The organism is uncultured Piscinibacter sp., from assembly GCF_937952055.1.
Lineage (GTDB): Bacteria > Pseudomonadota > Gammaproteobacteria > Burkholderiales > Burkholderiaceae_C > Piscinibacter.
Genome location: NZ_CALFYO010000017.1, coordinates 1 through 25804, shown reverse-complemented (window position 1 = coordinate 25804; position 25804 = coordinate 1). Strand labels below are relative to the sequence as shown.

Annotated in this window: 36 protein-coding genes; 6 read left to right on the top strand and 30 right to left on the bottom strand. The window is 72.5% G+C overall.

Going from position 1 to position 25804, the window contains the following annotated elements:
• Positions 1-19: 19 nt before the first annotated feature.
• On the bottom strand, positions 20-2389 hold the full coding sequence (locus Q0599_RS06805) for a hypothetical protein (RefSeq protein WP_298827517.1): 2370 nt from the start codon (positions 2387-2389) through the stop codon (positions 20-22).
• A gap of 303 nt (positions 2390-2692) precedes the next feature.
• Positions 2693-3436, bottom strand: coding sequence for a hypothetical protein (locus tag Q0599_RS06800; RefSeq protein ID WP_298827514.1), 744 nt, complete (start codon positions 3434-3436; stop codon positions 2693-2695).
• Positions 3437-3687: 251 nt separating this feature from the next.
• On the opposite strand from Q0599_RS06800, the gene Q0599_RS06795 reads away from it, so the two are divergent.
• The 6 genes from Q0599_RS06795 to Q0599_RS06770 all read left to right on the top strand — a co-directional run bounded on the left by Q0599_RS06795 (position 3688) and on the right by Q0599_RS06770 (position 5930).
• Entirely contained in the window at positions 3688-4002 is a 315-nt protein-coding gene (locus Q0599_RS06795; RefSeq protein WP_298827511.1) for a hypothetical protein, read from the top strand.
• A gap of 53 nt (positions 4003-4055) precedes the next feature.
• Positions 4056-4271 (top strand): hypothetical protein, encoded by a 216-nt coding sequence (locus Q0599_RS06790; protein WP_298827508.1) that lies wholly within the window; start codon positions 4056-4058, stop codon positions 4269-4271.
• Positions 4268-4630 (top strand): hypothetical protein, encoded by a 363-nt coding sequence (locus tag Q0599_RS06785; protein WP_298827505.1) that lies wholly within the window; start codon positions 4268-4270, stop codon positions 4628-4630. The genes Q0599_RS06790 and Q0599_RS06785 overlap by 4 nt, the downstream gene beginning before the upstream one ends.
• Positions 4627-5061, top strand: coding sequence for a hypothetical protein (locus Q0599_RS06780; RefSeq protein WP_298827502.1), 435 nt, complete (start codon positions 4627-4629; stop codon positions 5059-5061). The genes Q0599_RS06785 and Q0599_RS06780 overlap by 4 nt, the downstream gene beginning before the upstream one ends.
• Positions 5058-5315, top strand: coding sequence for a hypothetical protein (locus Q0599_RS06775; RefSeq protein ID WP_298827499.1), 258 nt, complete (start codon positions 5058-5060; stop codon positions 5313-5315). Before Q0599_RS06780 ends, Q0599_RS06775 begins: the two co-directional genes overlap by 4 nt.
• Positions 5316-5414: 99 nt before the next feature.
• Complete coding sequence (locus tag Q0599_RS06770; RefSeq protein WP_298827497.1) at positions 5415-5930, top strand: helix-turn-helix domain-containing protein; 516 nt, start codon at positions 5415-5417, stop codon at positions 5928-5930.
• Here the strand turns inward: Q0599_RS06770 and Q0599_RS06765 are convergent.
• From Q0599_RS06765 to Q0599_RS06630, 28 genes are all read right to left on the bottom strand, one after another.
• Positions 5927-6142 (bottom strand): hypothetical protein, encoded by a 216-nt coding sequence (locus Q0599_RS06765; protein ID WP_298827494.1) that lies wholly within the window; start codon positions 6140-6142, stop codon positions 5927-5929. The two genes, Q0599_RS06770 and Q0599_RS06765, sit on opposite strands and share 4 nt — an antisense overlap.
• Complete coding sequence (locus Q0599_RS06760; RefSeq protein WP_298827492.1) at positions 6129-6326, bottom strand: hypothetical protein; 198 nt, start codon at positions 6324-6326, stop codon at positions 6129-6131. The genes Q0599_RS06765 and Q0599_RS06760 overlap by 14 nt, the downstream gene beginning before the upstream one ends.
• A 47-nt stretch (positions 6327-6373) precedes the next feature.
• The gene (locus Q0599_RS06755; RefSeq protein ID WP_298827563.1) at positions 6374-8968 is read right to left on the bottom strand and encodes a phage portal protein; all 2595 of its coding nucleotides are present in this window, start codon (positions 8966-8968) and stop codon (positions 6374-6376) included.
• A gap of 62 nt (positions 8969-9030) precedes the next feature.
• Entirely contained in the window at positions 9031-9261 is a 231-nt protein-coding gene (locus tag Q0599_RS06750) for a hypothetical protein (RefSeq protein ID WP_298827491.1), read from the bottom strand.
• 5 nt (positions 9262-9266) lie between these two features.
• Positions 9267-9740 (bottom strand): hypothetical protein, encoded by a 474-nt coding sequence (locus Q0599_RS06745; RefSeq protein WP_298827488.1) that lies wholly within the window; start codon positions 9738-9740, stop codon positions 9267-9269.
• Between the two features lie 12 nt (positions 9741-9752).
• Positions 9753-10094, bottom strand: a complete 342-nt coding sequence (locus Q0599_RS06740) for a hypothetical protein (protein WP_298827485.1) — start codon at positions 10092-10094, stop codon at positions 9753-9755.
• Positions 10094-10450 carry a hypothetical protein gene (locus Q0599_RS06735; protein WP_298827483.1) on the bottom strand — a complete coding sequence of 119 codons (357 nt, stop codon included), beginning with the start codon at positions 10448-10450 and terminating at the stop codon, positions 10094-10096. The genes Q0599_RS06740 and Q0599_RS06735 overlap by 1 nt, the downstream gene beginning before the upstream one ends.
• Positions 10451-10455: 5 nt before the next feature.
• Positions 10456-12165, bottom strand: coding sequence for a hypothetical protein (locus tag Q0599_RS06730; protein ID WP_298827480.1), 1710 nt, complete (start codon positions 12163-12165; stop codon positions 10456-10458).
• Positions 12165-12614: a transposase gene (locus Q0599_RS06725; protein WP_298827478.1), complete on the bottom strand. Its 450-nt coding sequence runs from the start codon at positions 12612-12614 to the stop codon at positions 12165-12167. Before Q0599_RS06725 ends, Q0599_RS06730 begins: the two co-directional genes overlap by 1 nt.
• A 1-nt stretch (position 12615) precedes the next feature.
• Complete coding sequence (locus Q0599_RS06720; RefSeq protein ID WP_298827476.1) at positions 12616-12990, bottom strand: hypothetical protein; 375 nt, start codon at positions 12988-12990, stop codon at positions 12616-12618.
• A 53-nt stretch (positions 12991-13043) separates the two neighbouring features.
• Positions 13044-13331: a hypothetical protein gene (locus Q0599_RS06715; protein ID WP_298827473.1), complete on the bottom strand. Its 288-nt coding sequence runs from the start codon at positions 13329-13331 to the stop codon at positions 13044-13046.
• 94 nt (positions 13332-13425) lie between these two features.
• Entirely contained in the window at positions 13426-13881 is a 456-nt protein-coding gene (locus Q0599_RS06710) for an AAA family ATPase (RefSeq protein WP_298827471.1), read from the bottom strand.
• A gap of 594 nt (positions 13882-14475) precedes the next feature.
• Positions 14476-15243 (bottom strand): transglycosylase SLT domain-containing protein, encoded by a 768-nt coding sequence (locus Q0599_RS06705; protein ID WP_298827468.1) that lies wholly within the window; start codon positions 15241-15243, stop codon positions 14476-14478.
• A gap of 39 nt (positions 15244-15282) precedes the next feature.
• Complete coding sequence (locus tag Q0599_RS06700; protein ID WP_298827466.1) at positions 15283-15882, bottom strand: hypothetical protein; 600 nt, start codon at positions 15880-15882, stop codon at positions 15283-15285.
• Between the two features lie 190 nt (positions 15883-16072).
• On the bottom strand, positions 16073-16573 hold the full coding sequence (locus tag Q0599_RS06695; protein ID WP_298827465.1) for a DNA N-6-adenine-methyltransferase: 501 nt from the start codon (positions 16571-16573) through the stop codon (positions 16073-16075).
• A complete protein-coding gene (locus Q0599_RS06690; protein WP_298827463.1) occupies positions 16570-16899 on the bottom strand; it encodes a hypothetical protein in 330 nt (109 codons plus the stop codon). The genes Q0599_RS06695 and Q0599_RS06690 overlap by 4 nt, the downstream gene beginning before the upstream one ends.
• Before the next feature lie 164 nt (positions 16900-17063).
• Positions 17064-17525 (bottom strand): hypothetical protein, encoded by a 462-nt coding sequence (locus Q0599_RS06685; RefSeq protein ID WP_298827461.1) that lies wholly within the window; start codon positions 17523-17525, stop codon positions 17064-17066.
• A gap of 71 nt (positions 17526-17596) precedes the next feature.
• A complete protein-coding gene (locus Q0599_RS06680) occupies positions 17597-18022 on the bottom strand; it encodes a hypothetical protein (protein ID WP_298827459.1) in 426 nt (141 codons plus the stop codon).
• Between the two features lie 49 nt (positions 18023-18071).
• Positions 18072-19184 carry a hypothetical protein gene (locus Q0599_RS06675; protein WP_298827457.1) on the bottom strand — a complete coding sequence of 371 codons (1113 nt, stop codon included), beginning with the start codon at positions 19182-19184 and terminating at the stop codon, positions 18072-18074.
• Positions 19185-19657: 473 nt separating this feature from the next.
• Positions 19658-20383: a hypothetical protein gene (locus tag Q0599_RS06670; protein ID WP_298827455.1), complete on the bottom strand. Its 726-nt coding sequence runs from the start codon at positions 20381-20383 to the stop codon at positions 19658-19660.
• Complete coding sequence (locus tag Q0599_RS06665) at positions 20374-20586, bottom strand: hypothetical protein (RefSeq protein ID WP_298827453.1); 213 nt, start codon at positions 20584-20586, stop codon at positions 20374-20376. The genes Q0599_RS06670 and Q0599_RS06665 overlap by 10 nt, the downstream gene beginning before the upstream one ends.
• Before the next feature lie 7 nt (positions 20587-20593).
• On the bottom strand, positions 20594-20944 hold the full coding sequence (locus Q0599_RS06660) for a hypothetical protein (protein ID WP_298827451.1): 351 nt from the start codon (positions 20942-20944) through the stop codon (positions 20594-20596).
• A 129-nt stretch (positions 20945-21073) separates the two neighbouring features.
• The gene (locus Q0599_RS06655) at positions 21074-21748 is read right to left on the bottom strand and encodes a hypothetical protein (protein ID WP_298827448.1); all 675 of its coding nucleotides are present in this window, start codon (positions 21746-21748) and stop codon (positions 21074-21076) included.
• 26 nt (positions 21749-21774) lie between these two features.
• Positions 21775-22227 (bottom strand): hypothetical protein, encoded by a 453-nt coding sequence (locus Q0599_RS06650; protein ID WP_298827445.1) that lies wholly within the window; start codon positions 22225-22227, stop codon positions 21775-21777.
• Positions 22228-22229: 2 nt separating this feature from the next.
• The gene (locus Q0599_RS06645) at positions 22230-22622 is read right to left on the bottom strand and encodes a hypothetical protein (protein WP_298827442.1); all 393 of its coding nucleotides are present in this window, start codon (positions 22620-22622) and stop codon (positions 22230-22232) included.
• A 124-nt stretch (positions 22623-22746) separates the two neighbouring features.
• Positions 22747-23826, bottom strand: coding sequence for a primase-helicase zinc-binding domain-containing protein (locus Q0599_RS06640; RefSeq protein WP_298827440.1), 1080 nt, complete (start codon positions 23824-23826; stop codon positions 22747-22749).
• A complete protein-coding gene (locus tag Q0599_RS06635) occupies positions 23823-24905 on the bottom strand; it encodes a DnaB-like helicase C-terminal domain-containing protein (RefSeq protein WP_298827438.1) in 1083 nt (360 codons plus the stop codon). The genes Q0599_RS06640 and Q0599_RS06635 overlap by 4 nt, the downstream gene beginning before the upstream one ends.
• On the bottom strand, positions 24905-25804 hold a 900-nt coding region (locus Q0599_RS06630; RefSeq protein WP_298827435.1), incomplete at its 5' end, for a hypothetical protein. The genes Q0599_RS06630 and Q0599_RS06635, both read right to left, overlap by 1 nt.

Genomic DNA, 25804 nt, shown 5'->3' with positions numbered 1-25804 from the left:
CAAATGCGAACCGCTCGGCCTAGACGGGCAGTGCCGCCAGCCGAGTCGTGAGAGCGTCGAACGCCTGTGCGAACTCCGGATCCTCGGGCGACCCGGCCCCCGGATCGGCCACCGGCGTGGTGCCTGCCTCCGGCTCCTCGTCGTACGTGCAGCCGTCAGCCGTCGCCGCGTCGATGAGCAGCTGAGCGTCGGCCCCCCACGTGTCGGCCAGCGCCTGCAGCACCTCGTGCTCAGGGCACTCGCCCTCACCGTTCAGCCACGCCAGCACCAGGTCGGGCTCGATGCCGAGCGCACCGCTGGCATCCACCACTGCCTGGTTCTGGGCGAGCTCGTCGGGGCCGGCCACCATCTCCAGCACGCTGTAGAGCGCATCCGCCAGCGCCGCCCCCCGCTGCCCGCGCTCGCCCGCGGTGGCTGGCGCGTCGCCCGCGTCCTCGCCCGTCACCAGCTGCACCCGCACGCCCTCCGGCAGTAGCGCGGCGATGGCGTCGAGCGTCGCCGTATCGAGCGCCGCAGCCCGCGCCTTGCCGCCGGTCGGCCGCGGTCCGCTCGACGGGCGCGGCTTGCTCGTGGGCTTGGGCCGCCCGCCGCCGCACCCGCAGCCGCGCGCGCTGCCGCCGTCGCCCGGCTGGTCGTCGATGGCCTCGTCGCCGTCGGCGGCGCTGTCGGCCACTTCGTAGCCCAGCGCCTGCAGCAGCGACGCCACGACCTCGGCACCCGGCTGAGTGCGGTCCAGCACGATCGAGCGCGTGCCCGCGGTGGCTGCTGCGCCCGTCGCCGAGCGCTCCTCCCCACCGGCATCCAGCTCGTCGAGCATGGCGCCCAGGTCGTCGGCGTGCTTGGCGATGTCCTTCACTGCCGCCTTGATCCCGTCGGCCGCGCCGCGGATCCGCTGGCGCCGCGCCGCGCTGATCGGCGTGCCCTTGCGGGCATGCGCGCCCGCCACCGTACCCACGATCTGCATGTCGGCCTCTCCCTCCAGAAGCAGGCTGCGGCGCGCCTCGATCGAGAGCGGCCGAAGCCAGGCCGCCGGAACGAACTTCGGCGGCACCTTGCCCGCGCGCCGGTAGTCCGGCAGCAGGCTCGTGTAGACGGTCTTGCGCTCGCGGTCGTCGGCCTCGTCGGGCACGTCCACGAACAGCGCGCGCATCACTTGCGCGGCCGCCCGCCAACGGTCCTCGGCACTCGTGTCGTCGGCGCCGTCGGCCGTGCGGCCGTACAGCACCTCGACGGCTCCCGCATCGGCAGCCGGTTGTCCCATCCCCATCTCGCCCGCGGTCCCGACCGGCATGTCGGGCCACGGCGCGTCGGCCGCCGGCTCGGCGACGAGTCCGGCCGTCGCGTCGGCAACCGCCGCCTGGGCAAGCTGCTGCACGACCGCCGGCGGCAACGCCACGGTCAGCGTCACCTCGGCGGCCTGCATGCCGGGCACCTGCCCGCTCTTGGCCTTGCTCTTGTTCACGCTGATCGCCGTCCCGCCGGCCGGCGCCGCCAGCCCGGCGGTCACGGACTCGACGATCGCCTGCATCACCTCCGGCGGCAGCTGCGCAACGCCTGCGGCGCTGCCCTCCTCGGCCGGGCTGCCAACCGTCTGGGTGACGGCGACGCCTGTCACGTCCCGCTTTCCGTCCATGATCCCTCCAGCCATGACGGCGCACGCCGCGCCATCGCACAGTTGCAGCCGGCGCAGCACCGCGGCGACGCGCTCGCGGCGGTCGCCTCCAGGCAGCGCCGCCGCCACGTCCGCAAGGAAGTCCCGCCACGCCTCGCGGTCGTCGGTCGTCACGCCCTGGCGGGCGAGCCACCGGCGGTACCGCGACTCGATGCTCAGCCGCTGCCCGCGCCGGCTGACGCCACGCTCGGCGAGCGCGCTCCAGTCGCCCGGCACCGCGACGATCGAGAACTCGATGACGTCGTGCGCGGCGACCTGCTGGCGCGTCGAGCGCACCGGCACGCCGCTGTGGTCGATGTCCTGCCACGACAGGCTGACGGCATGCATGAACAGCTGGCGGTACTTACGGTCGGCGATCGCCCCGACCGGATCCTCCAGGTCGAACCACGCCACGCTGCGCAGCACTTCGGCGCCCCGGCCGACAGCCGTCGCCGTGATCTCGCCGCGCCCGCACGGGAAGCTGTGGTCGTCGTGGAACGGCAGCACCACCGGGTTGTCGCGGTAGCGGTCGAGATAGAACGGCCGCCCGGCCAGGTCGAGCCCGTCGCGCTTGACGCCTGGCGTGGCGAGCACGAACGGGATCGGCGACCCCGCCGGCTCGGACGCGATGTCACGACGCGCAGCCGCCAGCCCTCGCGCGTCGAGTCGGGCGCGGCCGTAGGTGGGCAGCAACACGCCGCCGGCCGTGAAGCCCGCGTCGTCTGGTAGCCCGCCCATGTCGCCCCCTGCCGACATATCGCCCCCGCGTTCCCGTCGCCGTGAACAGCGAACGCCCGCCCCTGGACGATGGCCGAGGGCGGGCGTCTGATCTGCGGCGGCAGGGGCGCCACTCTTGTGCTTGGCGTCCCCTGCCGAACCTTATGTGGCTGGCCGTTCCAGCCCTGTTGCCGCCCGGCGAAGGCGGCCGCGGTGAGAGTATAGGCGGCTTCGTTGCTGCTGTCAAGTCCTACGCGCCGCATCCGCTCGCACCTACGGCGGGGCGGTGGAGCTGAGCCCACCGCCCCGCCGAGCGCATGCCGCCTACGCGGCGCCCTTGACCCGCTCGCGCTGGCCGTCGAGCCGCCGCGCGATGACCGCCAGCGCGTGCTTGCAGCCAACGCCAGGCCGACCGCTCGGCCCTTGCGGCCGGCCCCACGGGCAGTTGCAGATGTAGCGGGCGACGTCGAGCCGATCGACGGGCGCGGACGCCGGCCCGGTGACGATGTAGCCGTGGCCGGGGTTCGCCCCCGACGGCACGGCCCACGTCGGCGCGTCGCCCGCCGACAGTTGCACGGCCCGCGGCGCCAGCACGTCGGCCGCGTCGAGCAACGGCGCCCAGTTGACCGGCCAGCGCGGCGACAGCTCGCCGACCCGCCCCACGCCGAGCGCCGCCACAAGCTCGCGCGCGGGCGCCCAGTCGGCGCCGTCGAGGTCGCCGTCGCTGTCCAGCGCCGAAGCGTCGGGCGCGATCGTCGCCGCGGCCAAGTAGACCGCCGTGACCGCCAGGTCGTAGGGGCGCACCTGGCAGAACCCGGTCTTGGTCCACCCCGGACCGGTCGCCATGCGCGTCACGACGCACGACTCGTAAGCCCCATCGACGGCCGAGCTGCCGTTGAACGCGATCTCGAAGGGTCCGACGATCGGCTCCCCGTCGCCGTCCGGCCCGGCGATACTGATCCCGCGCGCCTCGCAGGCGGCGAGGATGCCGACGGCCGCCGCCTGCAGCGCGATCCACTGTTCGTCGGTCAGGTCAACGCGGCGGTCCAGGTAGTGGCTGTAGCCCATTGCAGTCGTCCTCTCGTGTTCACCCGACGGATCGGGCATGGCGTGATTGCTTGCCAGTATTATACCGCTCTCGCCCGCCAAGTCAAGAGGCGCGCCGATTCTCTCATCTTCGCGCCGCGCCTCATGGACTGTGGATAACTCGACCCCATAGGGACCGCAAGGCACTTGCAATCTGTGCCGATATAGGTATAATGGTCATCAGCAATCGCGACCGCCGCCCGCAAAGGCACACACGAAAGGGCAACGATCAGATGACTTTCCTCCGCACCGAGTTCGACCTGCTGAGCAAGACCGCTCGCGCTCTGCAGATCCGCTGCCAGGACAAGACGGTCTGGCTCCCGCTCTCGCAGGTCACGCTGGGCGAGGCGACGGGCTCGCTGTTCATCCCCGACTGGCTCTGCCGGGCCCGCGGGCTGTACGCCCCCTACGTCACCCGCCCCACGGCTCGCCAGCGGCACGCCGCGGAGGCCGCGGCGGATGCGAAGCGGTGGGCCGAGTGGAGCGGCATGGGCGACGCCGCGGCGAACGCCTACGCCGGCCGGGTGTACGCGGGCGAGCTCGACTGACAGCCGAAGGGGGCCGGGAGACCGGCCCCCTCACCCCTTGGAGGTGACGAACGATGAGCACGAAGACCTACCCCTTCCGCGCCGCACCTGGCCATTGGACCAGCCTGGTCCACCGCGTCGGCTGGGACGCCGGCGACCGCTCGTGCCGCGACGCTGGGCGCACGAAGTGGGCGCAGGAGGACTACGACGCGGCGGTCGAGCAGATGAACCGGCTGATGGACGCGTGGGCGGCGGGCGAGGATCCCGAGATCGAGGAGGTGGCGGCATGAACGGTTCGCCCGCGACGACGGCCCGCGTCCATGTGGACGCAGACGCGCTGAGCGACCTGATCCAGTACGTCACGCGCATCGGCGACGAGCACGACCGGCCCGGCCGTGCCCGTGTGCGGATGATGCTGCGGGCGCTGGATCAGACGCCGCTCCCGCAGCCCGACAGCCGCTCCGATGCCGAACGGCGCGGCCTGGCGGCGACCATGGTGGCGGTGGACGCGCGGGCGCTCGCCGAGCTGGACGCGGCCCGGATGAGCGCCGCGGACCACCGCGTCCGCATGGCTGCCGCCGCGGTGGTGGCAACCGCGCGCCCGCTCCCGGCGGTGCTACCGCGCAAGGGCGACGAGGTGGCGGCATGAAGCCGCCCGCCCCGCTGCCCGTCGCCGACTGGCCCGCCGTCCGCGCCGCCCTCGTCGCGCGGATCGACCGCATCGAGGGCCGCATGACCGCGGCCAGCGAGCGCGCCTCGGCCGTCGCGTACGCGGCCAACCCCGAGCTGGACGTCGGCGGCATTCGCTCCCGCTCGGCCCGGCAGCGGGCGCGCGAGACGGCCACGTACGACCGCGCCGGCCGCATCGTCGTTGAGGGGGTGCGCGAGGTGCGCGAGCTGCGCTCGCTCGTGAAGGCGCTCGACGAGGCGGTGCGGCTTGGCGACGCGATGGTGGCCAAGCTGGCGTCGGGCGAGATGCACGGCCGGCCCATGACGGCCGAGGAGCGCAGCGCGGCGCGCAGCCTCGTCATCAGCTACGGGCGGACGATGCGGCGTGCGAAGCGCGAGGCGCGGCGATGAGCGCGGTGCAGCTACCGCTCGCCGCGGCGCCGGCGGCGCCGACTGCGGACGCCGCAGACCTGGCGACCGCCGCCAGGCGGTGGGGCGCCGCCGTGTGCGCCCGCATGGCCGCGGAGGGCTACGGCGACAACCCGGCGGCGTGGTCCGACGCAGCGATCGACGCCGGCCTCAGCGGGTGCGTCGGCGGCCGGTGGCTCCCGGTGCTGGCTCGCGGCATGCGCGACGCGGCGATCGAACGTCTGGCCGCCGCCTAACCCCCACACGCGAACGAGGGCGGGTAGCCTTTCGGCGCCCGCCCTCGGCCACAGCAATCACGACCACCTCGAAAGGGGTCACGACGGAAGGATGGTAGCATGACCGCGGCGACGTGCAAGACGATCGGACGAGGCATGACGATGGCCGACTTGATGACGGTGGCCGAGGCTGCCCAGGCGCTAGGTGTCATTCCCCGCCGCGTGCGAGCGATGATTGCGGCGGGGCAGCTACGAGCGGAGCGATCCGGCCCGCGGCTGTGGCTCATTGAGCGCGCGACCGTCGAGGCGCTGGCGGCGACCGAGGGTCGGTCTCGCGGCGGACGGCCGCGGAAGGCGACGCGCGCCGAGGCGCCGGCCGTCGAGATCGTGCTCGATCGTGACGCCGTCGAGCGCGCCGCGGCCGGCGCGATGCGAGGGCTGCCACTCGTCGATAGCGCCAGTGGCTCGATCGTCTCTCCGCAGCTCGTCGCGTTCACCGCCGGGCTCGCGGCAGCCAAGGCGCGGCGCGGCATCTACCGGGCGAGCGAGGGCGCGGACATCAGCGTGGACGGCGGAGTGTACCGCGTTCGGCTGTACGCCGAGGTCGGCCGACAGCAGCCGACGATCGACTTCTAGGCCAGCGGCGACACGACCACCCGCGCTGCGGCGGTGGCGGCCACGCCCTCTGCATCCGGCGCCGCGGCGCACACCCGCTGCAGCTGGATCAGCACGCCGTGAGCCTGGGCGCTACGGCCATGCTCCAGATGCCCCAGCGCCCGGCGCAACATGCGGGCGACGTCGGCGCGCCCGCAGCCGCACGGCTCGCGCTGCAGCCTAATCGGCATCATTGACCCCGATCGCCGCGTTCAGCGCCGCGATGGCATGGTTGACGATGATCGTCTGCGCGACGCTCTCGGGAAGCGGATGGACGCCGTGCGTCATGCCGTAGTAGAGCGTGCGGAACGCCGCCGCCGCATCCAGCAGGGCGGCCTCGTCATGCTCCGACAGCTCGCCGCCGCGGGCCAGCGCCACGTCCACCATCGCCTGGCTGTCGGGCCGTCCCGTCCGTCGCTTACCCATCATGCCTCCATGCCGTAGACCGCCTGACAGCGGCACGCGATGTCCAGCTCGGCCACGCCGAACATGCCGGGCGCCGGTGCGCGTGCGCCGGCCACCTCGAACATGCCGTCGATCGGCACGACGCGCCCGTGCAGCTGGGCATGGTCCGGCCGCACGAGGCCGTCGAGCGCCGTCAGCCAGCGCTTCGATCTGGCACCCGCCCGCGTGGCCGACACGTACCCGACGTTCTGCGCCGCGCCGTGAACCTCGGTGCGGGCGATGGTCTCGGCGCGCGTCGGGCCAACGTCGGCCAGCCGCCCCGACACCGCGTAGGCGAGACTGCCCACCTTCCGCACGTCGCCGTACAGCGCGGCCAGGTCGCCGCCCGACTCGGCCAGGCTGCGAGCGATCAGCTTCGCCACGTCCTTCCAGGTCGTGTCGACGGTCAGCTCCGCGAACACCCGCCCGCGGATGAGCAGCGCCGCGCCGATGTCCGGTGCCGCCGCCGCGGCGAGCTCGGCCGCCGCCGCCACGCCGAGCCCCTCGATCGTGTCGCGCGCCACCGCCGCCGCCAGCGGCTCCAGCGCCGCCAGCAGTGCGCCGGACGACTGCCCCACGAAGCGGGCGCGCGGCAGGATCCGCTCGACGATCGCACGCGCCGCGTCGTCGGCATCGGCAGCGTCGGCCACGATGCCGGCCAGCTCGTCGGGAGTCAGCTGCTCCAGGGCCCGCACCAGCGTGTCGCGCTGCACGTCGAACATGCGCAGGATAGCCGCCTCGACTTCGCGGCGGTGCTCGTCCTCCAGCGCCTCCGTCTTGCGCACATGCGCGCGGTGCCGCTCCCCGCCATACGCCCACGGGTCGCCCGCCGGCAGCGCGCCCAGCGCCACCAGCTCGGCCTCGCTCAGGTGCCGCGGCGCCTTGCCCTCGACGATCACTGGCTCGCCCACCCGCCGCCGCACCCGCACGCTGCGCGCCGGGGGCGGCAGGCGAGGCGGACTAGGCGGCGAGAGCGGCAGCGGCGCCGCGGGCCGCGGCTGGGCAGCGCCGGCCACTCCGGGGGTCGTCAACGCGTGCGCCACGTCCGGCGGCACGCCGAACAGGTTGACCAGCATGGCTTGCGCCTGAGGCGGCTGGATGAGGCCAGCGTTCATCTGCACGATGATGCTGGTGGCCTGCTGCTGCGAGCCGACCGCCATGACCTTGTCGCTCTTCACCCCGGCAGCGGGCGGCGGAAGCATCGCGCGGGCCTCGTCGAGCGTCACACCGGCGAAGGCGTGCGCCATGGCGACGGCGCCGTCGTAGTTCACCACGCCGCCCGCCAGGTGGCCGGCGACGGTGGACAGCATCTCCAGCCGCGCCCGGTCACGCTCCGCCTTGGCGTTGGCGCTCTCCTGCAGCTCAGGCACGCCGCTCGTGTCAAACTCGAAGCCGTCCGCCTCCTCCGGGAAGTGGACGGCGATCAGCTGCTCGCGGATCGTGGCGGCGTAGCGGATGGCAAGCGGGATCAGAGTGTTCGTCCACAGGATCCCGCGCGCGCCGTCGGTATTGGCAAACGTCGAGTCGGTCGGCTCGACGAGCGGCTTGGGGATGCCCGCCGCGATGCAGATCTGGCGGTCCGTCAGCTCCAGCAGCTCGGCGAACTGCGCGTCGCGCGGACTGAAGTTCATCGGCTGGTAGCGCAGCGCCTTGTTGAGCACCAGCACCTTGTGGTAGTTCGCCCGCCCCTTGAGGACTTCACGCAGCAGCTGCTGGATGTCCGTGCTCTGCTGCGGGGTCAGCGCCTGCCCAACGTCGTCGGGCGTGATGATGCCGGCGCCGGTCAGGCCGTTCTGGAAGATCAGCGCGTTGGCCGACAGCGCGAACATCGCCAGCCGCGCCGACTCGCTCATGGCCACGAACGGCGTGAGGTTGCCGAACTCGTTGGCGGGGTCCGGCACGCGGAACCAAACCACCTGCCGCCGCTCCAGCCGCAGGCCCTGCCGCGACCCATCGTCGTACACGAAGTGGCTGATGTAGCGATCGGCCCCAGTAGCGCCCTTCACCGACGAGCCCGGCACCACGCGCATCTTGTCGGGCGCCGCCCACCAGATCTCGGTCGGCTTGTCGTCCTCGTCCCAGGCGTCCAGCACCCAGAACGCCCCTCGCCGGCTCGTGGCCACCGTCCAGTCGGTCATGGCCATGAGCGTCGGGAAGTCCCAGTGGGCGTTCACGCGGTCCAGCAGGTCGACCAGCCGGCCGGTTGTGACTGGCCGCTTGAACTCGCCGCGTCCGCGGGTCGGCATCGGCGGCAGGCTCATGATGCCGTCCGCCCTGATCTGCAGGCACCGGTACGCCACCCAGCAGCGCGCCAGCAGCCCGCGGTCCTCCAGGTCGCTCGCCGCCGCATCGTCGCCCAGCCCGCCGCCAAGGGCGGCGCTCGGCGCGGCGCCCTGACGCTGGCTGCCCAGCTGGTACTCCCGCTGGCCGTCAGGCGCCACGACGCTCGCGTGCGTCACGTCGTCCGCCCCCAGCCGCGTGCTGTCCCACGCGAAGGTGGGCCGCTCGATGCCGGCGGCCCGCTCCGCGGCTCGGGCCAGCCGGTGCCGCCTTGCCTGATCCGGATCCACTCGCACAGCGCTCAAGTCCAAATCCCCAATCTCTCCCCCAACCGCCGCCCGTCTCGCGTGGCCGCCCGTCAGTCGTCGGCCTTCCTGTCCTTCAGCCCCGCCGCCACCGCCTCGGCAACGGCCACGTGCCCGATGCTCGCTACCGTCGGCGGCACGGTCAGCTCGTCCATCCGCAGCCCCCAGGCTACTGCCTCATCGAGAATGCGGCCCGCCTGCTCCACCGTGGGCGCCCCGCCCATCAGCTCGGCGACGCGCCGCAGCGCCTCGATGGCCTCGTCGCGCTGCCGGTCACGGCCCATGCCGCCTAGCTCGCCGCGATCAGCTCGGCGCGCGCGGTACGGCGCCCGTCGTCCGCCCCGCCCCGCAGCCTGCGCACACGGATGCGCCGCGTCCCCTCCACGCGGCAGGCGGGCGAGCGGCGGGCGTGCGCCTCGTGCACCTGGTGCGCGCCGTCCACCGCCCCGCTGGCCGGGTCGATGTGGATGCCGTCCTCGACGCCGCACGCCTCGCAGTACCACACGGCGGTTGGCCGCTGCATGGTGGCCGGGTACCACGAGCCGAAATGCACTACAGACTCGCTCGGTGCGAACGAGTCGACCTGCACGGGCATGACGAAGTAGTCGGCGTCCATGCACGCCGCGACGGCCAGCTCCTCGCTGCTGAACGCGCCGACCAGCTCCCACACCGTGCCGTCGTACGGTGGGCGCGTCTGCCCCACGACGAACACGACGGGCGGCACGGGCGCGGCCAGGCCCTGGGTCTGCGGCTCACCCTTCACCCGCCCCTCCTTCTACTTGTGCAGCACGCACGTCACGGCTGCCATCGCCGGCCATGCCGCCGCCACCAGCGCGGGCGACGCGCCTGTCAGCGCGCCCCACGCCAGCGCCGCGGGCAGCGCCAGCCACCACGCCAAGCACCACGGGCAGTGGACGCCCTCCGACAGCCAGTCGCCGTACTCGCCCACCTGTGCGTCCCATCCACCGCCACCGCGACGGCGCTCCACCCACGCCCGCCACCGCTCGGCCAGCGCCCACGGGCCCGCCTCGACGGCCAGCAGCAGGGCAACGCGGTAGACCGCCAGCGCCAGCACGGCGAAGGCGAGGGCCGCTGCGCCCGGCGTCACGGCCAGCATCACAGCCCACCCGCCTGCTGGCCCGCGCCGCGCTGGCGCACGGTGTCACGCCAGTCCGATGTGGCCGCCTGCAGCGCGGGCCGCGGCTCGGGCTGCGCCCGCGGCGGCACGTTCAGCGTGCCCAGCCGCATGCGAGCAAGGCTGACCAACACGACCTCGTCGGCCGCGAGCGTGTCGTCGAGCACGACCGGCAGGCCGAACAGGTGCGTCACCTGGCCGCCGTCGGCCCGCGTCGGCAGCTCGCACTCGCCGCTTGCCAGCGCCCCGGCCACCCCGCTGCCGACGCGGAGGGCGGAGCCGTGGCCCCCCAGGTTCATGATCATCTGGCTCAGCAGTGCCGCCTGCGCTTCCGTCATCGCCATCACCTCCGGTCCCAAGGCAGCGCGCCCATCGACGACGAGCGCCGCCGCGGTGCACTCGCCCTTCCGCCCGCCTCGGCCTCTCCGCTGCCCTCCGCCTTCCGCGCCGCCCACGGCAGGGCGCCCATCGTGCCGCCCGTTGGCTGCCCCCAGAACGCCATGACGACCGCGTCGGCGCGGTCAGGCGAGCGGCCGAGCTTCTGGCGCACGTCGTCCTTCGACTGCAGCTGCAGCCGCCCGCCCGAGCTCATGCGGTACTGCGGCACCGTCAGCTCGGCGGTCAGCATCGGGTCGTCTGGCAGCATGGCGTCCAGCCCGCTCTCGGGGTCCAGGATCTCGCGCAGGTTCCAGTAGGCCGCGGCGCGCTTGTTGAGGAAGCCGAAGCTGCCCGACATGTCGCGCAGCTTGGTGCTCTCGCTGGCGTTGAACGGTTCGACCGCCACCTCCAGCTCGCCCAGCCGCGACACCACGCCCGCCCCCACGCCGATGCTGTCGACCACCGCCAGCAGATGCCCGCCGCGCTCCTCCACCCCGTCGGCCAGCCCCTTCACGCGGCCCGCGATCGTCATGGTCTCGCCGCGCGCCTTGGGGGTCACGTCGATGAGCGACATGGCCGCGTGCCCTCTCCGCGGCACGATGTACGTCTTGTCGTCTCCCCCATCGCTCACGTCCACGCCGACGACCTCGGGCAGCTCGTCGAGCTGGCCCGCGTCGCGCGCAGCCCGCCAGCGTGCCTGCGCCGCCTCCACCCACGCGAGCGGGATGATCCCGCCGTCGTCGCCGGCCGCGAACTCGCCCAGCACGCGGTTCTGGTAGAGCGCGCTGTCCTCGCCCCACTGGCGCTTGCGCTGCGCAGCCCACTGCCGACTGATGCGCCCGGCATCAACCGCCTCGTCGAGCGTAACGTGCCTCGTCTTCCAGTCCTCGTAGCCGGGCGCATGCTGGTGGATGTCGTAGAAGCGGCCAGCCGTGTCGCCTGGCGTCGAGGTGGCGAAGGCGTGCGCATGCTGCGGAGTGTCACTGCCCGCGGCGCTGAAGGCGCCCTCGGCCGCGTCCCACGTCGGAGACACGATCGCCTTGGCCTCGTCGAACAGGTACAGCAGGTGGTCCGCGTGCGCGCCCTCGATCGCCGTTGGCTTGTCGCTCGCCGCCGCGAATGCCTCGCCCGTGGACAGCTTGAGCGCGAGGTCCAACAGCTCGTGCCCCTCACGGAAGGGCTCGCGCCCGACCCGCTGCCAATCGACCCGGCGCACCCACTTGTGCACCTCTGGCCACAGAAACTTGGTGAGCTGGCGCCACACCGACGCCGTCGTCACCGCCTTCCAGTCCAGCCCGTCGCGGGTGAGCGCGAACCACAGGATGACCAGCGCGCCCATCGTGCTCTTGCCCAGGCCGTGCGGCCCCCGCACCGACACGCGGTCATGATCGGCCAGCGAGCCGATCACCTCGATCTGGTAGGGCGTCAGCCCCTCGCCTGGCTTCCACACGATGCAGTCGCGCGCGAAGCCCGCCGGATCGTGGAAGTACCGCTCGCGAAACGCCCGGTACTCCGCCCCCTGCTGCTCCTCGGCGCGGCGCGCGATGGCCCGCCGGATCGCCAGCGGCAGCACGTCCGACGCCACGCGTCCCGCGCGGGCTGCCGGCGGGCCGAACCACGGCGCCCGTACGCCCCGCTGGACCTCGCGCACGGCCGGCGGCGCCGCGGTCGTCATCACTCGCCACCTGCCAGGATGCGCTCGACCTCGGCCATGATGTCCTGCTCGGTCACCCCGGCCTCGGCCGCGCGCTTGCGCAGCTCGTCGAGCGCCTCGCCCTCCACCGCCAGACGGCGGTACTTGTCCGTCGCCGTGGCCGCCACGCTCGACAGCGCCGCCAGCAGCTTTGGGTTGTTGGCCACCGCTTCGGGCGTCAGCCCGTCGAGCGTGTCGTCCAGCAGCTCGGTGGCCTTCTCGGCCACGCTCTTGTAAACGTCCCTCAGCTCCCCGCGCGCACGGGAGCGCTTCTCTGCCGGCGCCGCCCGCTCGGGCGCGTCACGCCACAGCCGCAAGGTCGCGCTCGGCACGCCGGTCTCGCGGGCCGTGGCCGACACGTTGCCGCCGTTCGCCTCCAGCGCTGCCAAGGCGACAGCCTTGTCGTGCTCGGTGTAGTGCCGACGCGCCATCCTACTGCCCCCCGGCTGGCGGCCAGCCAGCCGTCGCAAGGATCTCTTCGATCTCGCCCACGTAGGCCGGCGTAGCCGACGGACGGGCCGGCCCGTTGCCTGCCCCCTTCCATTGCGGCCGCGATTCCCGCTGTCGGGAAGGGTCCGCCTGTCGCCGCTGCAGCTCGGCCGCGTCGCGGTCGGCGAGGCGCCGCAGGCCGCGCGCTACCTCGGCGAGGTCCACGCTGTCGAACTGCAGGAACTCGTCACCGCTGGCGCGGCGCAGACGGCACGTCAGGCCGCCGCCGCTGGGCGTGCGCCACAGCTCGATGCAGACGATGGCCTGGTCGGCATCGCCTGCCTGCTCGTCGTGGTCTGGCCGGTCGTCGGCGTTCACGCTGTGCATGATACCACATGAAGGGCATGTTGCACACCCCGCATCCTATGACTTCACGGAACCAGAAGAGGCGCACTCGGGGTCGGCGTCACAGGGGCGAGCGCGGTCTGGGCGGCCGCTACGCGAGCGGCGCACTCCCAGGCCGACGCGAGCGCCGCCTCATGGTGGGCCTCCACGGTGGCCAGGCGCGCCGAGACGGTGGCCAGGCGGATGGCCGACATCGTGGCGGCGGCCGGCGGGTCGACGGGCTGCTGGTCGGGTCCGGCGCTCACGCCGCGGTGAAGGATCGGCAGAACGATCACGGCGAGGCTGAGCGCCACGCGGGCGGTGCGGGTGTGCATGTCGGGCTCCTGAATGCGTGCGAGTGCGGCGGGCAGTTCATGCCGCACGCGCTCAGCCTACGCGGTGGGCGGGCTAGGGGTTGCGAGGGCGAGACTAAGGATTGAAGGTGGTCGTTGGGGGCAGCGCGGCCAGGAGCTCGTCGAACGTCATCAGCGTCACGCCCTCGGTCGGCTCAAGAGGCTCCCACCGCTCGCGCATGTCGTCCACCTTGTAGGGCGGGACACCGTGAACGCTTGCCCACGTGCCGGTAGCCTCGATCACGACGACACCCGAGAGCATGCTCAGGTAGGCGTCCATCTCCCACAACCGCGTGAACGTGTTGGCGACGACGACCGAGCGGCCGGCTTCGAGCGCCGCCTCGACGCGGTACTCGCACCAGGCGTGCGCCTCGCGCAGAAGGTGCTGGTGGAATCGGTAGCGCCCTCCGCGCTCGAAGAACTGGTCCGTCTCGAAGTGGACGTAGCCGCGCTCGGCGAGCTGTGCCGCCATCGTGGACTTGCCGCTGCCGGGCAGGCCGCGAATGAGGACCAAGCGGTAGGGGTGCGTCACGGAGCTGCCTCCGCGCTGGGCTGAGCGTCGTCCGACGCGCGACCGTTCAGCGGGGCGAACGCCCACCGCATCGACGTGTGCCCCTTGTGATTTGTGATCAATAGCGCCATCTCCCCGAAACACCCCTCGCAGTAGAACGCCACTGCCACGTCTTCGCCCCACCGCGATACGCGGCGCGGGCGCGTGTGATCAAAACCACATGCAGGGCACAGCAGGACTTTCCCGTACCACCTCCCCTCGTCCCTAAACTCCAATGGGGACGACTCCGGGAGGCGAAATGGCCGCGGGGCGGGCCGGCCTGGTGCCGTGCGATTCTGAGGCTCGCCGGGAGAATCAAGAACCCAACTAGGCAGGTCGTCGTCATCGTTCATCCTGTCGCCATCCTCCTCCCCGAGCGGTGGCCGAAGTGCCATCCGCCGCAGTACGCACACCGATAAGCGAACAGCTGGCCACCACCCTCCTGCCGCTCAATCCTCCGCGCCGCCCCCCAAGCCTCGTCCTCGGTCGCATAGCTGACCTTGTGACCGCACGAACGACGACGATCACGTGACATCCACCGCCCCATGCGCTTGGCGCTCCGTGAGTGCGTCACGCTCACCGAGCCACCCGCCCGCCCGCCGCCAGCCACGCCGCGAACGTCTGCGACTCGTCGTCGTGCCGCTCGCTCCACATGCCGCTCACCCACCGCCCCAGCGCCACGCTCTCGGCTGCCGGGGCGGAGAGGCCGCCGGGGCCGCCGTTGTAGCACCTGGCCGCCAGGTCGACAGCCCTGCCCGCCTCGACGCCCGGCTCGACCATCCGCACGAGCTGCAGGCAGGCCACCAGCATCATCGCACCGAAGTCGAGGTTCACCTCCGGCATCGACAGCTGCGCCGCCGTGACGCCCTCCAGTCCGCGCTGGCGGGCGAAGCCGTTGGCCGTCGTCAGCATCACCTGCATGAGCCCTGACGCGCCGGCCGGGCTCAGCGCCTGCGGATCGCCGCCCGACTCCACGAGGATGACGATGCCGATCAGCACCGGGTCGACGCCGTGCCGCTCGCCCGCCTCCTCCGCCAGCGGCGCCCACCGCGTGACGGCAGCCGGCATCCAGCTGGGCCAGGCTGCCCGCATGGCTGCGTACGCGGCGCGCTCCGCCGCCTCGCGCTCGGCCTCCGCCACGTCCGCGGCGCGCTCCGCACCGGCCGTGGCCAGCGCCAACGGCGCACTGCCGACCGCCGCGCGACGCGCAGCCGCCTCGGCGTGCGGCGTGGCCGCCGCGCGCCAGAGGGCAGCAACCGTCGCGCCAATGACAAGGCATGCGGCCAGGGCAAGCGCAGCGAGGCGCGCGCGGCTGGGCGGGTCATAGTACAGACCGGCCGTCATGGGGGCGTGCCCCGAGCGACATCGTTCAACGCTCACCTCCTAGCGCCGGTCCCGCGGCTCGATCCAGTCGAGTCCCAGGACGGCGAACAGATCGGACTCCTCCGGCGTCTGCAGCGGCGCGCCGCCCGCCCTTTCCACCACCCGCCAGTCGCGGAAGTGGAGATGCGGCGGGCAGTAGCCGCCGGCCGGGCGCGCGGTGACCAGCTGCCGGCTGAAGTCCGCCGGCCCGGTACGGATCGCTAGCGTTGCGCCCCACTGGGCCGCGTCGCAGGCGTAGATGTCGATGGCGATGCGGCCATCCTCAGGCGCTGTCGGGTAGAGGTAGCCCCACTTCAGCTTCCGTCCCCACGACTCGTGGCCAAGCTTGTTCAGCCGGGGCGCCAGCCGACCTTCGGCCCGCAAGCGGTTGCACAGGTCGTGGAGGTAGTCGGGCGCCTCGCCGACAGCATTGCCGAACAGGTCGACGGCCTGAGCGCCGCGGCGCGGGACGGCCACCACCTCGATGTCTCCCACGTCCGGCGCCTCCCGGCGGATGCTCCCCGCCACCTCGATCCGCTCGCAGGCGGGCCCCAGCAACACCAAGGCGATGTCCGCCGCCATGCGCGCTTCGACGAGCGGGATGCGCACGCCCTCGCTCACGCGCCAGCGTCCTCTCGGCGGGGCAGCGTGACCAGCGGGCCGAGGGCTACCACCTGGCGCCACGCACCGCGGGCCCGGCGTCGGCGGCACGCGCGCCAGCTTCGCCACGCCGCCAGGCAAGCCAGCGCCAGGCAGCCCGGCGCGAGAGCGGCAACGGCGTAGGCGGCCAGGACGGACACTTCGGCGGCCGTCACGCCGGCACCGCCGATCGCGTGAGCACAACTGCGCCGAGCCCGCTGTTGACAAGCGCCCAAGCGTTCGGCACGCCGTAGGCGACAAGGGCTATCGCCGCCCCGCAGTTGTGCGCCGCGCGCTCGCCGTCGAGACGGTGAAAGTGCGGTCGGCCGCGGACGAAGGCCACTGCATCGGCCACACCCCAGACGTACTTGAACCACGGCCCCGTCTCGGTGCGCGCCGGCAGCAGGGCGATGCCGTTGCCATGCGCGGCGAGCTTGGCCAGCCAGCGATCCACGCCGCGCCCGAACGGCGGATTCATCCACACCCGACCGCTCCACGGCTGCGCGAGCCCGTCATCGACCACCGTCAGCATCGTCTCAGCCGTCTTCCACGGCGAGTTCACTGGCGCACACGGGTCGAGGTCGAACGCGCCGAGAGCACGCAAGAGAGCCGGAGGCGTCAGCCACTCGGCTGATCCGCAGCAGGGGTCAAAGTGAGGAGCGGGGATACTCACGCCGCCACACCGAACAACGGCAGCGCGGCGAGTGGAGCGGCCTTCGCCGTCTGACCGCCCACCTTCAGCGGCGGCAGCTTGGCCCAGTCGACGTCGTCGCCCTTCCAGCCCAACGCGCGCTCGATCTCCATTATCGCCGGCCAGTCAAGGCCAAACTGCTCGCCGATCTCGCGGCGCAGGTCGTCTGCCTCCACCTCCAAGTCGTCTGCTTCGTCTCGCAGGCCCTCTGCCTCGCTAGCTAGGTCACGCGACTTGCAGAGGGCCGCCGCTACCGCGCGCCGCGCTTCGTCCAACCCGTCCGGCTCGCGCAAGGGGCGGATGCCCATGTGGCACTCCCAGCACACCGGAGTCGCCGGCGGGCCGTACTCGTCGGCCACGGTCGCCAGGGCACACTCGCAATTCGTGCATGTCTTCATCGATCGTCTCCGGTGGGCGCGCGGCCCCGCGGCGAGCTCACCGCCAGCCGCAGGGCCGCGCGCACGACTCGTCGCTAGTGCTCGTCCGCCACCGGCACGAGCGGCACGTAGCCGCCCTCCGCGGTCCACATGCCCGGCGGCTGCTCGCGGGCGTACGCCACGCCGCCCAGGCACACCGAGATGTCCCGCGCGAGCAACTGCGCCGACGTCTCGTCCGGCCCCTTCACCACCGCCACGTTGTTCTCGCCGATCGTCGCCTCGTACTTCTGGCCGGCCACGGTCACGGTGAACGTCGCCGCGTCGACCACCTCCACCTCGACGCCCCACTCCCCGGCGCCCAGCGGCGCGAAGAACACGGCCAGCGTGTTCGCGTCCAACAGCGGCGCGTCGGCGCACGGCGCGCCCGCGCTCGCCTCCACGCTCAGCGCGTGGACCGTCTGCGGCCCGCCGTCCGCCGCCCACGTGAGCGCCGTCACGGCGACCAGCGCCGTCACCGCCATCGCCCACCCCGCCGCCCAACCCTTCAGCCCGAACATCGGCTCCTCCTTCTCGTGTCGATCGACTAGCTCGCCCCTCGGCTCACCTCAGCCGGCGGGACGTCGATCACTCAGCTGGGCACTGCCTCGAACAGGCGCGCCATCACCGCGGCCCCGGCTCGCGCCCGCGCCGCCTTGATCACTACTCGCTCGCGCTGAGGCGGAACCCGTCGCGTCGGGCGGCATGCCACGGTGGCCGGCACCCCAAGGGCGGCGAGCGCCGGAATGCCGTCCTGCACGATCTGCCCGAACGCCGGCCGCGTCAGCCCCGCGGGCGCCGCAGGACGCGCGGGACGGCTCCGCGGGCTCGCGCTGAAGTCGCCCGCGAAGATCGCCGCCATGACCCTGGCGGTCGCTTCGTCCGGGCACGGCCACAGCAGCGGGTAGCTCCGCAGGCAGTCCTCACGCGCCGTCACCCGGTAGCGGTAGGCTTGCGTGCCGTCGTCGTTCACGATGGGCACCCAGACACGCCCGCCCTTGTGGATGAACTCCGGCATGGCTCTCCTCCTCGCCGTTCACCGCATCGGGAATCGCGCCGATCTGGCCCTAGTGCTGGCCACCGACGTGGAAGTGCTCCCCGTAGAGGCACCGGTAGGTCTTGAACTTGCGACCCGGCAGCGTCGCCGCCAGGCGGTCACGCTCCCGCACCGCGGCGGAGCGCGTGGGCCACGGGACCTTGCCCTCGCACATGCGGGCCCGCAGATCGAGGTCGGCCTCCGGATCGGTCGGCCGTCCGCTCTTGCGGCGCGCTGGCTTCGAGCTGACCTCCGGCGGCGCTTCCGCCAGCTCGAAGCCGCACAGCGCCATCGACTCTTCCCAGAGCATTCGCAGCACCGCCTTGCCCACGATGCGCAGCGCCCGGCCGTGCTGGTGCGAGGCGGACAAGGGCGAGCCCGCGGGCGCCGGGCTGCCAGCAGGCCCGCAGCGCTCGCACGGCGCCGAATGGACGGCCGCGGCGTACTTCGCGCGCGCGTCGTCGTAGGCGCGGCGCAGCACGTAGCCTTCGCCCTCGCACGTGCAGTCCGGCGGCGGCGGTGTCCAGCCGGCTACGTCGGCTTCCGTCGCCGCCCGGCTGGCCGCCGTGCACGCCTTGCAGCGCAGCTTTAGCCCCTGCGCTGCGATCAACCACACCCGCTTGCGGGCCGACTCGCTCCAGTTCGACCGCTGCCCGCGCCGACGACGCGGCGCGACGCCGGGGACGGCGCAGTCTGATCGGGCATCGGACCCACTATGGCCATCCCCGGCGCCACCGGCCTGCACAACGTGCATGCCGCAGTACGCCCGCAGCTCGCCCAGGCGGCGCGGCCGTTGGTGGACCGCGTGCCACGCCGGGTTGCCGATGAGCGACAAGAGCCGCGCCGCCTGGCGCAGGCCCAGCCCCTTCGTCCGCTCGACCAACGCCCCCAGCGGGTGCGCCTTCATGGCCTTCGCGAGCCCGGCCGCCACGCGGTCCTCGACGGCCTGCGTCTCCTCGACCAGCAGGCGCATCGCCACCACCTCGGGCTGCTCCGGGTCGACGCCCAGCGTCGCCGTGAACGCCCGCAGGCGGTTGCTGGCGGCGATGCGGGCCGACTCCAGATCGTCCAGCACGCTGGCCAGCAGCAGCAGCCTGGCATCGGCGACGCGCCAGGCGTGGGCGGGGACGAGCGGCGCCGCCAATTTGGGATCCGCTTGCCCGTCGGCCCCCCGCCCCCGCCTCTCACCGCTCCCGCCCGGCGCATAACACAGAGGCCCATCGGCCGAGTGACCCGTAGCCGGTTCGGAAGACGGCAAAGCCGCGCGGCGCAGCGTTCTACTGCCGGGCGCCGAGACGCGCATGGCCGCGCCGCGCAGCCGAGGAGTCAGGGCGGGCGCCACACCAACATTGGGCATGTCGGCCGACAGTTGAATGGGCGCCTCGCCCAGACCCGCCCCGGCAGCCGACGCGTGTAGCTCGGGCTGACCGCCGGAAGTAGAACGGTCGGCCGCCAGGGCGGGCGAGCGGCGAGCGCGCGCGCGACCAACGGCAGGCAGTCCTCTATTGGCGCGCTCGCCGCTCGCCCCGCCAGGCGCTACTGGGATGGAGGCCGCAACAGCCATGGCCGGCGGGACGCGATGCGCTTGGGCGGCGCCGGTAGTAGGGCCGCGCCGGCTCATGACCACACCTCGGAGAACTTCTGAGGCGCCACACGCTCCAGGTCAGCCACCGTCTCGGCCTCGTACAAGGCCATGAGGTCGGCCAGCGCCGCGCACGCGCCCGAGCGCCGGAGCGCCTCATCGGCGCTGGCGGCGTAGTAGGTCGACGCCTGCCGCAAGTCGGACGGCGTGCAAAGGGCCAGCACCTTTGATCGGCCGGCGCCCGTCGAGACGACCACGCGCTGACTCGACAGCACGTCGGAGAGGTTCTCCCACCGTGACGGCTTCGGGCTCGACGCGCCCGCACTGCTCTTCGCGCGGTCCGCGGCCGACGGCATCGCCGCCCCCACGCTGCCGCTGGCGCGTGCACTCAGCAGCTCGGCGAGCGCCGCCCGCAAGGCGGGCCGCAGCTCGTCATCCGTCGTCAGCAGCACGGCGGTGCGCGCCACGTCTGCACTGGCGGCGCTGCCACCGGCCACGCCGCGCGCGGCTGCGAGGCGCGCAGCGAGGTCAAACGCCCCCGGCCCCGCCAGCTCGGCCGCCGCCGATGCCCCTCTGGCCGTGAGGCGGTACGCGCCCCGCTTGTCGGCCTCCGCCAGGCGCAGCGTCACGAGCGCGGCCATCTCGCCCTCGGTCAACCCGCTGACCGTGAGCGGCATGTAGGTCATGTGCTCGGCGTCGGCTCGCGCAGCGAACCGGCCCAGCACCTCGACGGGGTCGACGCGCGCCGCGGTCACCGGCATGCCGCACCGCCACTGCGGACGCGGTCCGCGCACGCGACGCAGCTCAGACCCGCCGGCACGCGCGGCTTGGAAAGGCCGCCCGTCTCCGCGCGCAGCTCGCCGCCGGGCGGCACCTCGATGACCATCACCACCTGGTCGTCGGCGCCGATCGGCGCCCCGCACAGGTAGCAGCAGGACAGGTCTGGTGGGGCGATCGTGCCCACGTCTCGCCTACCTTCCGCGTGTGCGCCGCAGCGCATCGAGCGCCTGAGCCGCTTGCTCCGGCGACTGAGCCACCACCGACGGGCCGCGCCACTGCCACAGCCATTCCTGCTGCGCAGGGGTCAGCACGCCGCCCTCGCTCTTGACCTCCAGCGGGCAGCACCAGCCCGCCCCCAACACGCCCCGCACCTTGGGGCTCGGCGCGAACGGCAGGCCGCCACCGATGCCCACCAGGAGGTCCGGCAGTCCGGGCACGACCGCCCCAGCCGCCGACAGGTCCACCACGGACCAGCCGAACGCGCGCAAGCCCTCCACCACGTCGGTGTGCGCGCTGTCGACACGCGCGGCGCGGCGCGCCACTAGAGCGTCCCCGCCATGTCTTCACCGCGCCAGTCCGTTGCGCCCACCTGGTCACTCCGCTTCGCGTCTGAGCACAGGATACAGAACACATGTCCGGGTGGCAAGTCCTGCGGGTGGCAGGCGGTGACATCATGCGCCACGCGATGACGCGCCGTCGTCGCCGCGATGGCGCTCGACCACCTCCAGCAGGCGCGAGACGGTGAGGGCGTACCACCCCTCGGAGAGCAGCACGACGCCGCGCTCCTCCAGCTCGGCCCGGAGTGTCGCGATCAGGTCGTCGGTCAGGCTGGCAGCGTCAGGGTCGGCAGGTGGGGCCGGCACCTCGTCGCCGCGCATGGCGCGCTGCAGCTCGCGCACCGTCCAGCCGTTGTCGGCGGCGCGATCGAGCCACTCGTCGGCCTCATCCGGCGCCCGCCCGCGAAGCGCGTTCACGGCCGTCAGGTGCGAGCGGTCCAGGCCGCGACGGTGCCACGCATCCCGCTCGGCTCGATCGGGCCAGCGTTCGCCCGTCGTGCGCAGGTTGCGCCACGTGCCTGGCGCCAGCATCGGCTCACCACCTGGCCGAGTGGGCAGGTGCTCGATCCAGTCGTCGCCATGGATCTGACTCACCAGGACCGCCAGGTCGCACAGGCGCCAGTCCGCCGCATCGCCGCCGAGCACGACGGCGCGCGCATGGGCCGCCAGGTCCGGCTCCAGATCGGCCAGCTGACCGTCGAAGTCCTCGACGGGGCGAAGGCCCAGGTCGTCGCCGACCATCCGCGCCGAGTGCGCGTGCCCCGTCTCGCCGTCCACGGCGACGATCACTGCCTCGGCAGGCTGCTGCGGATGCGTCACGCCGCACGCTCCTCACGGGCCAGCAGCCGCAGCACAGCGTCGTTGTACCGCTGCTCCAGCGCGGTCGTGTCGTGGCCGCCAGCGCGCGCAGCCTCGACGCGGCGCGGGTCCAGGTTGTCCCGCAGGTCGGCCAGCTTCACGGCGCGCGCGATGGCGTTCGTGGCCAGGCGGTCGATGTAGTCGCGGTACGACTCGCCGTCACGCCGGGTAAGCGCGTCGACCGCCGCCAGGGTCGCGGTGCAGAAGCCGCCAGCGGCGAGCCCGTCCAGCGTGACGTGCGTGTCCTCGACAAGGTCGTGCAGGCACGCTGCCGGCGCGGCGTCCAGCCCGACCGCGGCGGTCACGCGCTCGACGTGCTCGATGTACGGCCGCCCGGCCTTGTCGACCTGGCCGTAGTGCAACACCTGCGCGAGCACGCGGGCGGCCAGCAGCTCGGAAACGGTCGACATGCTCACTGGTCGCCATCCTCGCTGTCGCCGCCGGCCGCCTGCGGCTCGTCGGACGGCACGTCGGACGGCTCAACCGGCTCGGCCTCGGGCGCCTCCAGCCAGTAGGCCCCGTACTGAGCCCACCAGCGGCGCGTCGCCTCGACCATCAGGTCGCCGCGGCGGGCCAGCTCGCGCTTGTAGGCGGCGCGCTGCTTGGGGGTCATCGTGCTGCCGTCCGGCGCGGCGTCCACCATGCGCAGGAGCTCGCCCCAGCGGCGGTCCGCCGAGCGCTCGTAGGTGCGCAGCAGCGTCGCCGCGAGGAACAGGACCAGCGTCGGGCACGGGTGCTCCGTCGGCGCCGGCTCGACGGCCCAGCGCTCGGGCAGGGCCGTGTCGGGAGCCGCGTCTGCGGGCACGGCAACCGGCCGTGGTGCGGCAGTGCGGCGCGCGCGGCGCTCGGCGGATCGGGAGCGGGCCGCCAACAAGGGCATCGAGTCACCTGACATCACCATCACCTCCATCTTCGAATCGGCCAGAGAGCTATGCAGCGCGACGCGCCGCGTCGAGGTACGACCGGACGAGCGCGTAGTCACCCTTCGTCGCGGCCAGCATGTCGTCGACCTTCAGCGGCAGGCTCGCCACCACACCACCGCGGATCGCCGTCGAGATTGCCCGTGCCTCCGAGTAGGCGTCGGGATCCAGCGCAACCACGACGCGCCGGAAGTGATCGAACCGCTGTGCCCACTCCGGTCGCCAAGCACTTTTGGAGGCCAGCGCGACGACCATGCCCTCGCCGACGTTGAACAGGGACATCGCCTTCTTGGCGCCCTCGACGACGATGCAGTAGTCGCGCCCCATGCTTGGCTGCAGCGCGACGTCGTTGAACAGCTGGGGCCGCGAGCCGTGGATGAACTCGTAGCGCCGGTCCCGCCCGTCGGGCCCAGGGAACGAACCGTCCAGTGCGCGCAGCTGGACGGCATCCAGTCGCCAATCGCCGTCGCCGTCACTCCCTGCCTGCCAGCCGCGCCATGGGATGACGAGCGCGCGCACGCCCCGGTAGGTCACCACGCCGAGGTCGAAGTAGTCGCGGGCGATCCAGCCGACGCCCTCGGCAGCCAGCCGTGCTTGCAGCGCCTCGTCGGCATCCATCGCGGCGCGGCAGGCAGGAAGGCGTGCGCCCCAGTCGGCCGCCATGCTCTCGCGCGCTGTCTCGCGACGCATGTGCTCGCGGGCCGCGGCGGCTGTCACTTCGATGCGGATCGCCTCGATGCGCTCAGGCTGCAAGTCGGCGAACCCGTGATCACGAGCCAAGGTGTCAACCGCTTCGCGGAACGTCAGGCCATCACGGGCGATGAGGTAGTCGATGACCGTGCCGCCCTTTGGTCGGCAGCCGCGGCACATCCAGCCCGGTGGCAGGCCCTCCGACGGCCGGCCCTGAGGTCGGCAGGTAAAGCGGTCCGTCCCGCCACAGAAGGGGCACGGACCCGCCCAGCTGCCGCCGTCGCTCGCACTCTCCCGCCGGAGGGTGGTGTCGCGCATGACGATTTCCAGCAGCGGCGCCGTCTGCTTGAGCACGTCCAGGTCGATGTCGGTCACGTCGGGGGTGCGCTTGACGATCATGAGTGCCACCCCTGCGCCGGAACGGGCACCGAGTGGTAGCTCTTCTCTCTCACGTCAGCCTCGATGGCCCAGCGTCCGAAGCCGTGAAAGCCGCGCTGCTTGAAGAGCGAGAGCACCGTGAACCCCGGCGTAATGGCCTCAGGCGGGTATGTCAGTCCGTCCACTTCGAGCCCGTCAACCCAGCGCCCGGCGCCCTGCCGCGCCGGCATCCAGACGGACATCAGCACGTCGGCGTCCTGCCGCGGCTGGTTCGAGCCCAGGATGTCGGAGTCGGTCGGGATCGGAATCGACCGCGTGTCGACGGTCTGCTTCGCCTGCGCCGCGCAGACGACTGGGATGCCCAGCGTGCGGGCGATGCGCTTCAGCTGCTTGGAGACGTTGGCGATGCGGATCCGCTCTTCAGACTCGGTTCGCTCGCGAAGCTCCGACGCGAACAGCTGCAGGTAGTCCACGAACCATGCGGTCGGGAGCATCCCGTGGTCAGCCTCCAGCTGGCGAATCTCGCGGTATGCCTGCTCGACTGTCAGATTGGGCAAGTCCTCCAACATGCCGGCCGACACTTCGGCCTCGTCGTAGCCCTGGTAGTAGATCGGCCACCCCAGCGCGCTGTAGAGCAGATGGCGGCGGTACGCCTCCCGGTCGTGCCGGCGCTCCATCACCTCGATCTGCGTTGCCGGGGCGCCGGTGATACTCGCGTGGACCTCGTGCTCGGGATCCTCCAGCGACGTAAAGAGCACGTACGCCTTGGACGCCGCGCCGTCCACAACTCCGCCGCGCTTCTCCTCGTCGCGCATCGCCTGTACGCGCCAGCACTCGCGGCGCGCAAGGTGCACCAGAGACATGCTCTTGCCGTGCGACGGCAGCCCGACGAGGTAGATCAGCTTGCCGGCCCACATGGTCCGCACCGTGGCGTCGACCACGGGGATCCCCCACGTCAGCGCGGGCAGCGATCCGCTGGCCACCTGCTCCTCGAAAGCCAGCGCGCGAGTCGCCACCTCTGCGGCAGACTTGGTGTACACCCGGTTCCGCGGCGTCTCCGGGTGCACCGCGACAATGTCGGCGCGCGGCGGCGTTCCCATCAGTTGCCACCTTCCCGCTGGACGAGGCGACGGTAGTGCGGGTTGCGCACCATCTCGTCGTACTCGGTGTACGGCTGGTCGAGATTCAGCGGACCGCGCCGCGGCGGCAGTCTGCGGAGGATGTCATCCATGGGACCGTTGGGCTGGTCCAGGTTCAGCGGCCGGCGAACCTTGGGCTTGGCAAGCGGGCTGTCCTTCAGCCATCGCCGCGCGGTCCGAACCACGTTGTTCTCCGTCACGCCGGACCACAGCGGCTCTCCGGACTCGGCGAAAGTCGCTGCTCGCTTGTCCGCCACGAAGCACTTCCAGGTCTCGATCGCAGCGGCGATGTCATCGTTGCAGTGCTGACCGAACACGCCAGCCAGCGTGCCGTAGGTCGCTCGCACCGCGCCCAGCTTGCCGGCCTGGCGGCTCTTCCAGGCGTTCGGATCGCCGGCAACGTCATCGGCAGCTAGCGCAAGGAACTCCGCCCAGCTTGGAAGGCCGCGGCTGCTCGCGGTTTGCCCATCGACCGACGGGTCGGAGTCTGAACTGACGGCCACGGGGTCAGCAGTCCCGCCATCGCTCGGCAAGCGGCCAGGCTCGTCGGCCAGGGTGCCAACGGCGGTCGCGGCGGAGGCGGCTGGCTCGCGCTGGCCGGTGCCCGCGCGAGTGCTCGCGTGCTCTCGGTCGGGAGGAACAGCTTCAGCTGTTCCCTGGTTGGATGGTTGGAATGGAGGGGGGGAGAAATCTGAACGCGCGTGGGGGGAACCAGCGACAGAGGTGGCGGAAACCCCGGAAAAGGCGGAAAGGTCGGACGCCGAGACACCTTTTCCGCCTTTTCCGCCTTTCTTTGGATCGCCTTCGGAAACCCCGGAAAAGGCGGAAAGGTCGGACGCCGAGACACCTTTTCCGCCTTT